This window comes from Pseudomonas bubulae (genome assembly GCF_037023725.1).
Classification (GTDB): domain Bacteria; phylum Pseudomonadota; class Gammaproteobacteria; order Pseudomonadales; family Pseudomonadaceae; genus Aquipseudomonas; species Aquipseudomonas bubulae.
This window is the reverse complement of the sequence record NZ_CP146077.1, coordinates 232,248-247,298: the sequence shown is the minus strand read 5'-3', so window position 1 is coordinate 247,298 and position 15,051 is coordinate 232,248. Positions and strand designations below refer to the sequence as shown.

The window sequence follows — 15,051 nt, the reverse complement described above, 5'->3', positions numbered from 1 at the left end:
CGCCTGCCTGCATTCAAAAGAGGCTAATCCAGTGGCATTGACGATTCTTGGCCTGTCCGGCGCCCTTAGCCATGATCCCTCCGCAGCCCTCTATATCGACGGCAAGCTGGTAGCGGCGGCTGAAGAAGAGCGCTTCGTACGCGATAAGCATGCAAAGAACCGCATGCCCTACGAGTCCGCAAAATTCTGTCTTGAACAAGCGGGTATCAAACCTTCCGACGTTGACGTGGTGGCGATCCCGTTCGCTCCGATCAGCTTGTTCGGCAAGGCTCGCTGGCACTACGCCAAGCGCTACTGGTACGCCCCGGACCGCGCCCTTGACGCGATCCTGATGGGCAACCGGCGCTACAAGCGCTACCGCAACAAGATCGTGTTCTGTCTTGAGCAACTGGGCTTCGACCCGAAGAAAATCAAGATCGAACCGGTCGAGCACCACCAGGCTCACGCATCCAGCGCCTACCACTGCTCGGGTTTCAAAGAGAAAACCGCGATCCTGGGCATCGATGGCAAGGGCGAGTACGCCACGACCTTCTTCGGCTACGGCGAAAACGGCAAGATCACCAAGATCAAGGAGTTCTTCGACCCGGACTCCCTGGGTGGCCTGTACGGTGCAATCACCGAGTTCCTCGGTTTCGAGATGCTCGATGGCGAATTCAAGGTCATGGGCATGGCGCCGTACGGCGACGCCAGCAAGTACGACTTCTCGCGTCTGGCCTCGTTCGAAAACGGCGAACTGGTGATCAACACCGAATACGCCAACGTGATCGGTCTGCGTCGCTACAAAGAGAACGGAAAGGGCTTCTACTTCTCGCCAAAACTGATCGAGTGGCTGGGGCCCAAGCGCGAAGGCGATATCGCCGACGAGCCGTACATCCACTACGCGGCCAGCATGCAGGCGCTGTTTGAAAAACTGTCGCTGCAGATGATCGACTACTACCTGGGCGATATCCTCAAGGAAACCGGCAAGATTGCCTTTGCGGGCGGCTGCGCGTTGAACGTGAAGCTGAACCAGAAAATCATTGCTCGCCCGGAAGTCAAAGAACTGTTCGTACAGCCTGCGTCCGGTGATGCCGGTACCGCAGTCGGTGCAGCGGCGTATGTATCCCACGCTCGCGGCGTGCCGGTCGAGAAGATGGAACACGTCTACCTCGGCCCTGCGTACAGCAACGAAGACGTGATCGCGGCCTGTGCCCGTCACCCTGGCAAACCTGCCTACCGCCGCATCGAAAACACCCCGGAGCGCATCGCCAAGATCATGGTCGATGGCAACCCGGTAGCGTGGTTCCAGGGGCGCATGGAGTTCGGTCCGCGTGCATTGGGCGGTCGCTCGATCATCGGTTGCCCGAGCAGCGAAGGCGTGGCAGACCGCATCAACGAACAGATCAAGTTCCGCGAGCGCTGGAGGCCTTTCTGCCCGTCGATGCTCGACACCGTAGGCCCGCAGATGATCAAGGTCGATCACCCGGCACCCTTCATGACCTTCACTTTCGAAGTGGCTGAAGAGTGGAAAACCCGCGTGCCGGAGGTTGTCCATGAAGATGGCACTTCCCGCGCCCAGGTGCTCAAGCGCGAATACAACCCGCGTTATTACGACATGATGAAGGCGCTGGAAGTGCTGACCGGTAACGGCGTTTCGCTGAACACTTCGCTTAACCGTCGTGGCGAGCCTATGGTTTGCTCGCCGACTGACGCGCTGAACATGTTCTTCGGTTCCGATCTGCAGTACCTGATCATGGAAGACATCCTGGTGGTTAAAGACGGCGCTGAGACTTATGAATCGCTCGACTGAGCGTCATGTGCTGCAGTTCTGCCACGGCTATGACGGGCCGTTCCTGGACTGTGCGCGCCAGTACGCGAGCCTGTTTGCCGGTACCGGGTACAAGGTCACCACGGTCTTCCTGACCGGGGCAACCGACCCTGAAGTGGCAGCAGGCTGTGCGTCTGATGAAGTGATCTTTATGGAATTCAGCTCCAGGGCCATTCGTGGCCTGAAGCTGGGTGCCATCGCCAGGCTGCGCAAGATCGCAGCCTCGCGCAATTTCAGTTTTTGCATCGCCCACCGCTTCAAGCCGATTTATATCGCCTTGTTGGCCACCGGCTTGCCGGTGATCGGCGTGCATCATGCGTTTGGCGATTATCAGCGTCGCAGCCGCAAGCTGTTTGCCCACCTGTTTCGCAAGCGCCTGAGCCTGCTCGGTGTTTCCGACGCGGTGCGTGACGACATGCGCAAGTGCCTGCCCAAGTGGCCAGCCGGGCGTATCAACACGCTCTATAACCGTATCGATATCGATGCGGTCCAGGCCGGGCAATTGTCTGGCACCCCGGCGCGCGAAGCGTTGGGGCTGTCGGTGGATGGCTTTATTGTCGGCAACGTCGGTCGCCTGCATCCGGACAAGGACCAGGCCACGCTGATTCGCGGTTTTGCCCTGGCGTTGCCCAATCTGCCGACTGACAGCCAACTGGTCATTATGGGCAAGGGGCGTCTGGAGGAGGATCTCAAAGAGCTGAGCAATGAGCTGGGGATCGGCGATCAGGTGCTGTTTTTGGGCCAGGTGCCTGATGCACGCCGCTATTTCAGGGCCTTTGACGTGTTTGCGTTGAGCTCTGATCACGAACCGTTTGGCATGGTGCTGCTTGAGGCTATGGCTGCCGGTGTGCCGTTGCTGGCAACGGCCTGTGGCGGTGCCAAAGAAGTGGTCGAGGGCGTGGGGATTTTGTTCCCGCTGGGCGATGCCGAGCATCTGGCCCAGGGCCTGCAGCACCTGGCTCAACTCGATGATGAGCAGCGCATGGCTTGCGCCGAACTGATGCTTGAGCGTTTGCACGAACGTTTTAGTGATCGGGCGGTGCGCAATACCTTCTGGCACTTGGCGCAAGTCACCGACCTGATTGCGGAGTCCTGATGCTCAATCGATTTCAAGGCTGGCGTGAGCGCGGCTGGAGCGTTGTGGATTCCGGCACTTATGCCGATGCCTGGCAGCGTTTTGGCGGCAGCGTCGCTACCCACCCGATGGTCGTTGAACGTCTGGCGCAGTTGGCCGGTATTCCTGTGCGTTATCTTGCCTGGGAGCAGGACGGCAAGCTGAAGGCGGCGATCCCGACCTGGGGGCGCGATCTGGCCTTGTCCAAGGATGTGCTCAAGCGTCATGGCAAAAAAGGTCTGTTCGATCTGGGCAACGCCGAGCTGATCCTGCCCGCAGCTGCGGATGCAGCGGCGCCTTTGCGTCATCGAGCACGCTACCTGTCGCAGCTCAATGAGGGCCGTTTCAGCAATCTGCTGCCGCAAGCCGAGCAGTTGGCGATGGCTCGCACGCCGGAAGAACTGTCGAAAAAATTCCGCTACAACCAGCGCCGCGAACTGCGTTTGCTGGAGGAGGCGGGTGGGGTAGTGCGCCCGGTTTCGGAGTTTTCCAGCGTTGAGCTGGCAAGCATTTATTGCGATCTGTTTTTGCGCCGCTGGGGCTTTGTTGCCACAGGGGCCGAGCGGATGGCCGAGGTCATCGAACTGTTGCGCGAGCTGTTGATCGGCTCGGTGATTTTCCTCAACGATGCGCCGATAGCGATTCAATTGGTGTACCGCGCTGAGTCGCCCGAGTGGATCAGTGTCGAGTACGTCAATGGCGGTGTTGACCCTCAGACCCGTGAATTCAGCCCTGGCAGCGTGTTGAGTTTTATCAATACCCAATCTGCCTGGGAGCAGGCCCGCAGTCTCAACAAGCCTTTGCGCTTCTCGTTCGGCCGCGCCGACCGTGAATACAAAGAGCGTTGGTGCAACCCGGTGCCCGTGTTCAAAGTCTGAAACACAAATCTTGTAGGTGCGGACTTGCTCGCGATGGTATCACTGCGTTTTTTAACATCCCGCAGTGCCTGCATCGCGAACAGGTTCGCTCCCACGAGAGATCAATCACAAGAGCCTAGCCATGAGCCAACCCGCCTCGCGCAAACAGCAACTTCTCAAGCGTCATCGGCGCAACAAGCGTATTGGCCTGCTGATCGGCCTGCTGGTGCTGATTGCCAGTGGCGTGTTGCTGGCCTGGTGGTTGCCGCCGGTGTTGGCGGTGCTGGGCTGGGTGGCCCATGAAGCATGGTTTGCCGATCATCTGTTCTATTCGCCCAAGGACGATTACCAGTACAGCTTCCCGGCCGGCAGCGAGCAGCCGGCGGTGCGCCTTGAGGGCGACAAGCTGGTAGCGGAGCACCCGCTGCAACTGGCAGGAGATGAAACCCTGATCCTGGAGGTCAAGGTTAAAAGTGGCTGGCTGGGACGCTTTGTTGACCCGTATGTGCAACTGTCGGGTGGCGAGTCGGCGGACCGGCAAACTTTCGAGCGTGGCGTGAATGGCCAGCGCTACCTGAACGTGAGTGGTTGTGCGCAGGCGCTGGTCGCGGGGCAGTTGCGTGTGCGCGGGCGCTACTGCCGCGTTTTGGGCCAACCTGAACTGCGGATTTTCCGTCAACCCGATTATCGCCAGCAGCGGATCATGGTTGTCGCACCCCACGCCGATGATGCTGAGCTGGCCGCGTTTGGCCTGTACAGCCAGGCCAAAGAAGCCTGGATCGTGACCCTGACCGCTGGCGAAATCGAAGCCGGGCATTATCAGCAAATGGGCCTGCCACGGGCAGAGGCCGCCCGCCTCAAGGGCCGTTTGCGCGCCTGGGACAGCATGGTCGTACCGCGCTGGGCCGGGGTGCCTGAAGCCCATTGCGCGCAATTGGGTTATTTTTGCCTGCAATTGCCCGCCATGCAGGGCGCTCCCGATCAGCCGATGGCCTCGCGCGAGGCCGATTTGAGCGACATTCGCGTATTCCGCCAATTCAACCTGTTCCCGTTGCCCGCCGATCAGGACGGCGCGCCGACCTGGCATAACCTGCTGGCCGACTTGCGTGCATTGATTCTGCGCGCGCGCCCTGAAGTGATCGTGCTTCCGCACCCGTCAATCGACCCGCACCCGGACCATATCTGTGCCCATGACGCTGTCATCGAGGCCCTTGAAGGCCTGGAGTGGCAGCCGACCACGGTGCTCGGCTACGCCAACCACCTGCATGACAACGATCGCTGGCCGATGGGTAACAGCGGTGACGGCATTGCCTTGCCGCCGGTGTTCGATGCCACGCTCAGCCTGCGCCCTTGCAGCCTGCCGTTGAGCCTTGCACAGCAACGCGACAAGGCCATGGCGCTGGGGATGATGCATGACCTGCAGCCACGGGCTGCGCTCAAGCGCAGGATTAGACGATCGATACAGCAACTCCTGGCAGGCAGAAAGCCATCGCCTTATGGCGAGAATGAGTTTTTCCGCAAGGCCGTCAGGCGTCATGAGCTGTTTTGGCAACTAAAATAATAAGCACATATAAAAAGCGGTCATAGCATTGACCCTAATCTCGACCTTTACATTGAGTTCCCTGTGATAAAACCATCACCGCGTATTTTATTTGTGATCCCGTACTTCGGCCGCTGGCCGTTCTGGATGCCGTTTTTCCTAGAAAGCTGTCGGCACAATCCCGATATTAACTGGCTATTTTTCAGCGACTGTGGGGTACCTGAAAATCTGCCGGCCAATGTGACCGTTGAATCGATCAGCTTTACCGACTATTGCCGTAAGGTTTCTGAGCGCCTGAAGATCAATTTCGCACCCAAAGAGGCTTATAAACTGTGCGATATCAAGCCGGCGTTGGGCTATATCCACGAAGATCGTCTGCAGGGCTATGATTTCTGGGCCTTCGGCGATATTGATCTGGTGTACGGAGACCTGCGCAGTTATTTCACCGCCGAGCGGCTGGCCCGCTATGACCTGTTTTCAACCCACGAACGCCGGGTCGCGGGGCATTTGTGCCTGATGCGCAATACGTCATGCAAGCGCGAGCTGTTCATGCGGATAAAGGACTGGCAGCAGCGCTTTACTGACAATCAGCATCATGCGCTGGATGAAGGTGCCTTCAGCCGGATCTTCCTGTGGCGCAAGAACCTGCCCAAACCGCTGTTCGAGCTGGTGGGCAAGTTCAACCCGCTGCGTCGCACCAGTGAGTTTACCGAGGCCTTCAGTACCCCCGGCGGCTGCATTAAGTGGCATGACGGCACGGAAAATTTCCCGGGCAAGTGGTTCTGGAAAAACGGCATATTGAAAAACGATCGTGACGGCGATCACACCTTTCCTTACTTTCACTTCGTGTGTTGGAAGCGTAACGAGTGGGCCAAGCTGCCTGCTCCCGATCCAGTTGCAATCCAGCGTCTGGCGGCAGAGCCTGCCTGGGTTATTGATGCCACCGGATTTCACCGGGGAGAGTTATGAAGCGTTCCAAGGTTTTGCAATTGCAGCCCGACTACAACGTCAAGTCCCATGACTTTGCCGACCTCGCCGAGCAGATCGTACGCGCATTGCCCCGTGAGCATTACGAGATCACGGCGGCCTTTTTGCGTGGGCGCCCGGGGCCGGGCGAGCCAGTGAGCAAGGCCGACCACTCGGTGTATTTCGAGTTCAGCGACAAGTCGCTCAAGGGCATGCGGTTGCGCGCCATGTGGGCGTTGTACAAGTTCTGCCGCAAAGAGCAGTTTGATGTGGTGATCTGCAACCGCTTCAAGCCGGTGAACATGATGCTGCAGCTCAACCGCTGGCTGAAAATCCCGCTGTGCGTGGGTATTTCCCACGGGTTTGGCGAGTACGACCGTTTTTACCGGCGCAGCCAGGCCAAGCGCCTGATCGACAAGCACTGGCGCTTTGTCGGCGTGTCGCCTGCGGTCAAACAGTACCTGCTGGACTGCCAGTGCGGTTTCACCGTCGCCAATACTTACGCGATCACCAACGCCATCGATATCGAGCAGGCCGAAGCCCTGCAGCTGCCACGCCAGCAGGCGCGTGAAAAGCTCGGCCTCGATCAGGATGCGCGGATGATCGGCGCGCTGGGACGTCTGGTGCCTATCAAGGGCCACCGCTTTTTGCTGCAAGCCTTCGCGGCATTGAAAGACAAATACCCGAACGCGCAATTGGCCATTATTGGTGCCGGCCGCGAGGAGTCGCGTTTGCGCGAGCAGATCGGGCAACTGGGGCTCGATGGTCGTGCGCATTTGTTGGGCTTCCAGGAGAACGCCCTGCAGTACGTGCGTGCTTTTGATATCTGGACCATGCCTTCACTGGCCGAAGGCCTGGGGCTGGCGCTGCTCGAAGGCATGAGTGGGCACTTGCCGGTGATCGCCAGCAATGTGCCGGCCATGCTGCCGCTGATTGAAGGGGCGGGTGGCCTGGCGGTGAAGCCCAGCGACGTGGCAACGCTCACCGCAGCGCTGGACGAGTACCTGGCCCTGTCGGACGACGCTTTGCGAGCCAAGGGCGAGCAGGCGTTCCGCTACTTGCAGCAAAACCACGACATTGAGGTATTCCGCCAGGAGTATCTGGACCTGATCGACTCGGGCCTGCGCCAGGCCCGTAAGGAACACCCATGACTGACTTGCAACCCCTGGTGACGGTGATCATCGCCTCCTACAACCACGGGCCCTACATAGAACAAAGCATCCAGAGCGTTCTGGATCAGACTTATCCCAATATCGAATTGCTGGTGATCGATGACGGCTCGCCTGATGACAGCGTGGAGCGTATCCAGCGTTTGCAGGCGGTACATGGTTTCGACTTTCGAGTGCAACAGAACCAGGGCCTGACCAATACCCTCAATGGTGCGATTGCCCGGGCCAAGGGCAGCCTGATCGTGCCCTTCGGTTCCGATGACATCATGATGCCGGACCGTATCGCGGTGCAGGTTGCCTACATGGATGGCAAGCCGGAAGTAGGTATTTGCGCGGGCAATATCGAGTTGATCGATGCCAATGGCAACCTGTTCCCGGAAAAACGCCAGCGCCGTGATGTACCGTTCCGGCGCCTGGACTTCGATGACATGTTCCTGGAGCGCAAACCGTATCCGCCTGCGCCGACCCTGATGATCCGCCGTGAAGCACTGGACAAGGTAGGGGGGTTTGACCCGAGCATTCGCCTGGAAGACTTGTATATCGAGCTGAAGATTACCCATGCAGGGTACTTTATCGACGGCCTGAACGTGGTGATGGCGCGCTATCGCAAGCACGCGACCAACTCGTACAAGAACCACCGGTTCATGATCGACAGCATTCTGCGCATTTATGCCCAGTTCAGCGATCACCCGCTGTACGACGAGGTGCGCTACAAGTTCCTCAATTCCATGTTCCTGAAAACGGCCAACCGCAATCGTGCCCTGGCTCGCGAGCTGTTGGCGCAGATTCCGTTCAAGCGCTGGACGGGCAAAACCTGGCGTGGGCTGGGGCGGCTGTATTTCTCACCCCTGGAAAAAGACTGACGGCGTGCGAGGGGTTATTCCGGCTCGACCTGTGAGGTTGTCCGGGTACGCCGGCGCAGTCGGCGCACAACCCTTTTGCCTGCGGCCATGCCCGGCTTCTCGATGTAGAGGAAGCTCAGGCTGCTGAGCACAATCAGCAGGCAGCTGCTCAGGGCCGCCAGCAGCAGGAACACCAGCGGCTCTCTGGTATCCAGTGGCAGCCCCAGTGGCAGGCGTTGCAACATCAGCCAGATCAGGAAGCCGTGTAACAGGTAGGTGCTGTAGCTGATTTCACCCATCCAGCGAATGCTGCGCTTGGCCAATGCGCCAAACAGCGTATGCCCGGAGGCGATGATCGAGAACGCCAGGGTAAGCAACAGCAGCGGGAAGAACGCAAAGCTCTTGCGGAACAGGGTCAGCACGGCCATCAGCACAACCAATGCAATGACCCCTGCAACGGGCGTCCGGCTCCAGGCCAGCAGCCTGGGCGTGCGTACCCAGTACGCCGCGGCCACGCCACCGAGAAAGCTCATCAGAATGTGCTTTTTCAGCGAGTGCTCCCAACCTACCACCTGATACAGCGCATAGATGGCGATCAGGCACAGTGCAGTCTGTCGCCAGTCGCTGCGGTACAGAAACACCATCCCGAACAGCGGCAACGCCATATAGAAGAACACTTCGTAGCTCAGGGTCCAGGTGACGTTGGCAATCAGCCCGCCGGTTTGCGGGAATTGATTGATGTCCGGGCGATCAAAAAACAGCCAGGCCAGTATCTGGCCGGCAATCTCCAGCGGGGTGTCCTTGAGTGTCCAGTCCTGGATGTAGAACACGCTGACAATCACCAGCAGCATCAGCGGCAAATATAGCGGGTACAGGCGGAAAACCCGGGACACGGCGAAGGCCAGCCAGTCGTATTCACGGCCTTTCTCGAGCAAACGCCCCCAGAACAGAAAGGCCGTGATCATGAAAAACAAGGCCACGCTGGCCAGGCCGATCTGGGCGTAGAACCGGGTCGAGGGCATTTCAAATGCCCCGGTATGCAGGAACACCCAGGTAATGGCGGTATGGTGAATGAACACACCAAAGGCCAAATAGCCGCGCAAGCCATCAACACTGCTATAGCGGCCTTGAGCTGAGTGCTCCAGATTGCGCTGGATGGTCGGCGACCACCGCAGCAGCAATGCTGACGTCATGATCGCCAGGCCATAGGCCAGCACCGCCCACAAGGGGTTACTGCTGTCCAGGCTCAAGGTGCGTTGGTTTGAGCAAGTGCCATAACCTGGTTGCGCAGGCTTGTAACGGCAGGGGCGGGAGCCAGGGTGGCATAACCTTGCAGCAGTTCGGGCAGTTGCTCTTCGAACAGCCAGCGACGGTCTTCGGGGTAGCGTTGCATATGCCGCAAGTTGCGCTGGCGCAGGGCTATGCGCAGTGCCGAAGGATAAAGATGCATGTCGGCGATATCGATCAGGGCGAACTCGCCATCGTCCATCAACAACACATTGCCCAAGTGCAGTGAGCGGAAGTAAACGCCCTTGTCATGCAGGATCGCCAGGAACTTGCCGAAGCGCTCGACCAGGGCCTGGCGCATGGCCGGCGAACCCATCGACTGCATGACCTGGCGCAGGGTCTGGCCGGGCAGTGGTTGGTACAGCACGGCAGTGCTGCCATTGCGCAACTGAAACAGGTCGAGGATTTTCGGCGCGGGAATGCCCATCGCCTGCAAGCGCTCACTGTTGACGGCAAAACGTTCCGAATAAGGGTTGAAGCTGCCCGAGGTATAGCAGCGGCGTGCGCGGAACAACTTGAGGAAGTTGCCGTTTTGCAGGCGCAGCACCTTGGGGCCCAAGCCATCTTCTTCAATCACCTGGGCATGGCTGGCAAGGGTATTGAAGGCGGCATCGGACAGGCGGTGAACCGGCCTGTCGCGCAGGGTCTTGAGGCGCAGGCCGATATTCAGTGCGGCGATCAGGGCCAGCGGGATCCACAGCAGATACCAGTGTTCCTTGGGGCGCGAGATGATCCCTCCACCCTCGGTCAGGCCGGCACCGATACCGTATACCAGCCAGGCGGAGGCCAGGATGAACAACGGCTGCACGCGGTGACGCCAGCTGCTGTACAGGCCCCAGGCCTGCATGAACAACCAGGGCAGCAGGCCGAGCAAACCGACGTAGAAAAGTACCCCCAGGAAAAAATTATGGGGCTCGCTCAGGGGGTACTCGGGGTGCTCGGACAGCGTCAGGGACAAGTGCGCGTCATAGCCATGGCCGATCCACGGGTTTTGCGCGATCAAGTCCAGCGCCATTTGCCACAGTTCAAAGCGGAACGAGCTGCCACGGCCGACGAGCATGTCCCAGAACAGTGCCGCCACCACCACGCTGCCGATGGCCAGCATACTTATTAGGGCCAGCGAGCGCCGGTTCCAGCAGATGAAGCTGAGCCAGACCATAGCCATCACGATGGCCACCAGTGGAGTTCTGGAACCGGTGGCGATCAGCGCGACGAACATGATGACAAAGGCGGGAATGGCCACAAACAGGGCTGGCGGGCGCTTGCAGGTCATGCCCAGGGTTAGCCAGTAGATGCAAAAGAACCCGAATGCGTGGGAGCTGAGCAGCGGATTGTCGAACGCACCGGCTCCGATCATCCGCAGTTGCGGATCATGGTTGGGGTAGAACATGTACAGGTTGTACAGGGTCGCGACCAGGGCAATGACTGCGGCACCAAAAATGACCGGCTGCAGGCTGTCACTGCGGTATTTGACCAGCAATGTACCGCCCGCGAACAGCATGAACAGGTGCAGCGGGGGTTTGAACAGGCCGAGAATGCTCTCCTCGGTGTTGCTCCAGATCAGGCTGACCATGGCCCAGGCAGCAAACAGCAGGAAGCCTGCGATCAACGGTTCACGCAAGATGTCCCGGAGTTCTTTGGGCCGCAAGACAAGGGCAATCAGGGTCGGAATGCTGAACAGCCCGTAATACAGTTTGTGATGCAGGCTTCGTCCAGGCAGAAAATAAAGGTCGGATAAAAGTAATAAAAGGCCGACAGGCAGCAGCCATAGGCAAATGAAATCAAACACCCGTTGTTTTGAATAATTTAAGTAGCTCAATTGCATGCTGAAAGGTTCGTTCCAGATTTTGGACGGCCATACTAGCGCACTGGCCCTGTAGTGTCGTTTTTACTGCCCCACGAGGCCGGGCTACAAGCGGCAGTCAGTACACCAGAGAAGCTGTGATAAAGTCAGCTTCCTTTTTTACTAACCGCCGCGTGATATGACCGAATCCAGCCCCAGCACAAGCGAATCGAGCTTGAAGATATATCTGCGCCTGCTCAGCTATGTCCGGCCTTATGTCGGCCTGTTCCTGCTGAGTATCGTCGGGTTTCTTATTTTCGCTTCGACCCAGCCAATGCTTGGTTACATCCTCAAGTATTTCGTCGATGGCCTGTCCAATCCGGACGCAGTGCTGTTTCCTTCCGTTCCCTATTTGCGTGATCTGCGCCTGTTGCAGGTCGTGCCGATCCTGATTGTGTTGATCGCCGCATGGCAGGGCCTGGGGTCCTTCCTGGGCAACTACTTCCTGGCCAAGGTCTCCCTGGGCCTGGTACACGACTTGCGGGTTCAGCTGTTCAACAACCTGCTGGTCTTGCCCAACCGCTATTTCGACAAGCACAACTCGGGCCATCTGATCTCCCGTATTACCTTCAACGTGACCATGGTCACCGGTGCTGCCACCGATGCGATCAAGGTGGTGATCCGTGAAGGCATGACAGTCGTGTTCCTGTTTGGCTCGTTGCTGTGGATGAACTGGCGCCTGACGCTGGTTATGGTCGCGATCTTGCCACTGATTGCGGTCATGGTGAGCACAGCCAGCAAAAAATTCCGCAAGCAAAGCAAGAAGATTCAGGTTGCGATGGGTGACGTAACCCACGTTGCCTCGGAAACCATCCAGGGCTACCGCGTTGTGCGCAGCTTTGGCGGTGAGGCGTATGAGCGCAAGCGCTTCCTGCAGGCGAGCCAGAGCAACACCGACAAGCAACTGCGCATGACCCGCACCGGGGCTATCTATACCCCGATGCTGCAACTGGTCATCTATGTAGCTATGGGCATCCTGATGTTCCTGGTGCTTTACCTTCGTGGTGACTCGTCGCCTGGCGACATGATCGCCTACATCACCCTGGCCGGCCTGTTACCCAAGCCGATTCGTCAGCTGTCTGAAGTCAGCTCGACGATCCAGAAGGGTGTAGCGGGTGCCGAAAGCATCTTTGAACAGCTGGATGAGAAACCGGAGGTCGATACCGGCACTGTTGAGCGCGACCACGTCACTGGCCGTCTGGAAGTGCGCAATCTGAGCTTCACCTACCCGGACACCGACCGTCAGGTGCTCAGGGACGTGAGCTTTTCGGCCGAACCGGGGCAAATGGTGGCATTGGTGGGGCGTTCCGGCAGTGGCAAGTCGACATTGGCGAACCTGATTCCGCGTTTCTATCACCACACAGCGGGCGAAATTCTGCTCGATGGTGTTGAAATCGAAGATTACCGTCTGCTCAACCTGCGCCGTCATATTGCCCAGGTAACCCAGCATGTGACCCTGTTCAGCGATACCGTGGCCAACAATATTGCCTACGGTGACCTGGCGGGTGCCCCGCGTGCCGACATCGAAAAAGCCGCGCGTGATGCTTACGCGATGGACTTTATCGAGCAATTGCCACAAGGCCTGGACACCCAGGTCGGTGAGAACGGCGTGCTGCTTTCCGGCGGTCAGCGTCAGCGTCTGGCAATTGCCCGGGCGTTACTCAAAAACGCACCGCTGCTGATCCTGGATGAGGCCACCTCGGCGCTGGATACCGAGTCCGAGCGCCATATCCAGGCGGCACTCGACCACGTCATGAAAGGTCGCACCACGCTGGTGATCGCTCACCGGCTGACCACCATCGAGAAAGCCGATCTGATTCTGGTGATGGATCAGGGCCAGATTGTCGAGCGCGGTACCCATGCCGAGCTGATGGCGCAAAACGGTTACTACGCACGCTTGCACTCGATGGGGCTTGATGCGCCTGAGGTCTCCGGCGATATCGCCTGAGGCCTATACTGATACCTGTGGAGGCAGGCCTGCCTCCACGGGGAATCTTCATCTTGAGTCTTGTAGCTCATGTCTGATTCTCATTCGCTGCGATTAATACCGTGAACTGACCTGCGTTCACCCTGTGTTAATATCGCGCCCCTGTTCATTTTGTATGTGGGTTGTCCATGAAGTTGTCCATGCCGCGATTCGATCAAGCCCCTGTCTTGGTGGTAGGCGATGTCATGCTCGACCGTTATTGGCATGGCGGGACCTCACGGATTTCCCCTGAGGCGCCGGTGCCGGTGGTCAAGGTCGAGCAAATCGAAGACCGCCCGGGCGGCGCTGCCAACGTTGCGCTCAACATCGCTGCACTGGGCGCGCCTGCCTCGCTGGTGGGGGTGACCGGCGACGACGAAGCCGCCGACAGCCTGGCCAACCGGCTCAAGGGTGCGGGTGTTCGTGCACTGTTCCAGCGTATTGCGCACCAGCCGACCATCGTCAAGCTGCGGGTCATGAGCCGTCACCAGCAATTGCTGCGTATCGATTTCGAAGAACCGTTTGCCACCGACGCCCTGGCGTTGGGCGCTGAAGTTGAAAACCTGCTTGAAGGCATCAAGGTGCTGGTGCTGTCCGACTACGGCAAGGGTGCCCTGAAAAACCATCAGGTGCTGATCCAGGCCGCACGTGCCAGGGGCATTCCGGTGCTGGCCGATCCCAAGGGCAAGGATTTCTCGATCTACCGTGGCGCCAGCCTGATTACGCCAAATCTCAGTGAGTTTGAAACCATCGTCGGTGGTTGCACCGACGAGGCCGACCTGGTGGCCAAGGGCGCCAAGCTGATGGCAGATCTGGACCTGGGTGCCTTGCTGGTGACCCGTGGCGAACATGGCATGACCCTGTTGCGTCCGGGCTTTGCCGCCATGCACCTGCCGGCCCGTGCCCGAGAAGTGTTTGACGTAACAGGGGCTGGCGATACCGTCATCTCAACCCTGGCCGCAGCCATTGCTGCCGGTGAGGAACTGCCCCACGCCGTGGCCCTGGCCAATCTGGCGGCGGGTATTGTGGTCGGCAAGCTGGGTACGGCAGCCATAAGTGCGCCGGAACTGCGTCGGGCGATCCAGCGCTCAGAAGGGTCGGAGCGTGGTGTGCTGAGCCTCGATCAGCTGTTGCTGGCCATCGAAGATGCGCGGGCGCACAACGAAAAAATCGTCTTCACCAATGGTTGTTTCGATATTTTGCATGCCGGGCATGTGACCTATCTGGAGCAAGCGCGGGCCCAGGGCGATCGTTTGATCGTTGCAGTCAACGATGATGCTTCGGTGAGCCGCCTCAAAGGCCCGGGTCGTCCGATCAACAGTGTGGACCGTCGCATGGCGGTACTGGCCGGTCTGGGCGCCGTGGACTGGGTGATCAGCTTTCCTGAAGCCACGCCGGAAAATCTGCTGGCTCAGGTCAAGCCTGACGTGCTGGTCAAAGGCGGTGATTACGGCATCGATCAGGTGGTTGGCGCCGATATCGTGGCCGCCTATGGCGGTACGGTTAAAGTGTTGGGGCTGGTTGAAAACAGCTCGACCACAGCCATTGTCGAGAAAATTCGCGGTCAGTGATCGACCGCACACCCCCTGTGGGAGCGGGCTTGCTCGCGATCGGGTCGACTTGGTCTAACTGAAAAACCGAGTTGTCTGAATCGCGAGCA

The 15,051-nt window shown here is 58.9% G+C and carries 11 protein-coding genes; 9 read left to right on the top strand and 2 right to left on the bottom strand.

Going from position 1 to position 15,051, the window contains the following annotated elements; genetic code table 11:
• Positions 1 to 31: 31 nt before the first annotated feature.
• From V6L81_RS01155 to V6L81_RS01125, 7 genes are all read left to right on the top strand, one after another.
• Entirely contained in the window at positions 32 to 1,789 is a 1,758-nt protein-coding gene (locus V6L81_RS01155; protein WP_338660425.1) for a carbamoyltransferase, read from the top strand.
• A complete protein-coding gene (locus V6L81_RS01150) occupies positions 1,773 to 2,903 on the top strand; it encodes a glycosyltransferase (RefSeq protein WP_095000916.1) in 1,131 nt (376 codons plus the stop codon). The genes V6L81_RS01155 and V6L81_RS01150 overlap by 17 nt, the downstream gene beginning before the upstream one ends.
• Positions 2,903 to 3,799, top strand: a complete 897-nt coding sequence (locus tag V6L81_RS01145) for an antimicrobial resistance protein Mig-14 (RefSeq protein WP_095020182.1) — start codon at positions 2,903 to 2,905, stop codon at positions 3,797 to 3,799. The genes V6L81_RS01150 and V6L81_RS01145 overlap by 1 nt, the downstream gene beginning before the upstream one ends.
• A 121-nt stretch (positions 3,800 to 3,920) precedes the next feature.
• Entirely contained in the window at positions 3,921 to 5,339 is a 1,419-nt protein-coding gene (locus V6L81_RS01140; RefSeq protein WP_338660424.1) for a PIG-L family deacetylase, read from the top strand.
• 63 nt (positions 5,340 to 5,402) lie between these two features.
• On the top strand, positions 5,403 to 6,287 hold the full coding sequence (locus V6L81_RS01135; protein WP_170943714.1) for a DUF6625 family protein: 885 nt from the start codon (positions 5,403 to 5,405) through the stop codon (positions 6,285 to 6,287).
• The gene (locus V6L81_RS01130) at positions 6,284 to 7,435 is read left to right on the top strand and encodes a glycosyltransferase family 4 protein (protein ID WP_338660423.1); all 1,152 of its coding nucleotides are present in this window, start codon (positions 6,284 to 6,286) and stop codon (positions 7,433 to 7,435) included. Before V6L81_RS01135 ends, V6L81_RS01130 begins: the two co-directional genes overlap by 4 nt.
• On the top strand, positions 7,432 to 8,316 hold the full coding sequence (locus V6L81_RS01125) for a glycosyltransferase (RefSeq protein ID WP_095000921.1): 885 nt from the start codon (positions 7,432 to 7,434) through the stop codon (positions 8,314 to 8,316). The genes V6L81_RS01130 and V6L81_RS01125 overlap by 4 nt, the downstream gene beginning before the upstream one ends.
• 14 nt (positions 8,317 to 8,330) lie before the next feature.
• Here the strand turns inward: V6L81_RS01125 and V6L81_RS01120 are convergent, their stop codons facing one another.
• Together V6L81_RS01120 and V6L81_RS01115 are read right to left on the bottom strand one after the other, a co-directional pair.
• Positions 8,331 to 9,539 (bottom strand): acyltransferase, encoded by a 1,209-nt coding sequence (locus V6L81_RS01120; RefSeq protein WP_232527670.1) that lies wholly within the window; start codon positions 9,537 to 9,539, stop codon positions 8,331 to 8,333.
• Positions 9,540 to 9,541: 2 nt separating this feature from the next.
• Positions 9,542 to 11,407, bottom strand: coding sequence for a bifunctional O-antigen ligase/aminoglycoside phosphotransferase family protein (locus V6L81_RS01115; RefSeq protein WP_138738627.1), 1,866 nt, complete (start codon positions 11,405 to 11,407; stop codon positions 9,542 to 9,544).
• Positions 11,408 to 11,564: 157 nt separating this feature from the next.
• Between V6L81_RS01115 and msbA the strand changes: the two genes are divergently transcribed.
• Together msbA and hldE are read left to right on the top strand one after the other, a co-directional pair.
• Positions 11,565 to 13,373 carry a lipid A export permease/ATP-binding protein MsbA gene (gene msbA / locus V6L81_RS01110; RefSeq protein ID WP_095000924.1) on the top strand — a complete coding sequence of 603 codons (1,809 nt, stop codon included), beginning with the start codon at positions 11,565 to 11,567 and terminating at the stop codon, positions 13,371 to 13,373.
• Between the two features lie 167 nt (positions 13,374 to 13,540).
• Complete coding sequence (hldE, locus tag V6L81_RS01105) at positions 13,541 to 14,962, top strand: bifunctional D-glycero-beta-D-manno-heptose-7-phosphate kinase/D-glycero-beta-D-manno-heptose 1-phosphate adenylyltransferase HldE (protein ID WP_095000925.1); 1,422 nt, start codon at positions 13,541 to 13,543, stop codon at positions 14,960 to 14,962.
• Positions 14,963 to 15,051: the final 89 nt, after the last annotated feature.

Excerpts from the sequence above, each read along its gene's own strand:
- V6L81_RS01145 (WP_095020182.1), top strand. The coding sequence starts at position 2,903 with ATGCTCAATCGATTTCAAGGCTGGCGTGAGCGCGGCTGGAGCGTTGTG.
- V6L81_RS01150 (WP_095000916.1), top strand. The coding sequence starts at position 1,773 with ATGAATCGCTCGACTGAGCGTCATGTGCTGCAGTTCTGCCACGGCTAT.
- V6L81_RS01125 (WP_095000921.1), top strand. The coding sequence starts at position 7,432 with ATGACTGACTTGCAACCCCTGGTGACGGTGATCATCGCCTCCTACAAC.
- V6L81_RS01115 (WP_138738627.1), bottom strand. The coding sequence starts at position 11,407 with ATGCAATTGAGCTACTTAAATTATTCAAAACAACGGGTGTTTGATTTC.
- V6L81_RS01140 (WP_338660424.1), top strand. The coding sequence starts at position 3,921 with ATGAGCCAACCCGCCTCGCGCAAACAGCAACTTCTCAAGCGTCATCGG.
- hldE (WP_095000925.1), top strand. The coding sequence starts at position 13,541 with ATGAAGTTGTCCATGCCGCGATTCGATCAAGCCCCTGTCTTGGTGGTA.
- msbA (WP_095000924.1), top strand. The coding sequence starts at position 11,565 with ATGACCGAATCCAGCCCCAGCACAAGCGAATCGAGCTTGAAGATATAT.
- V6L81_RS01130 (WP_338660423.1), top strand. The coding sequence starts at position 6,284 with ATGAAGCGTTCCAAGGTTTTGCAATTGCAGCCCGACTACAACGTCAAG.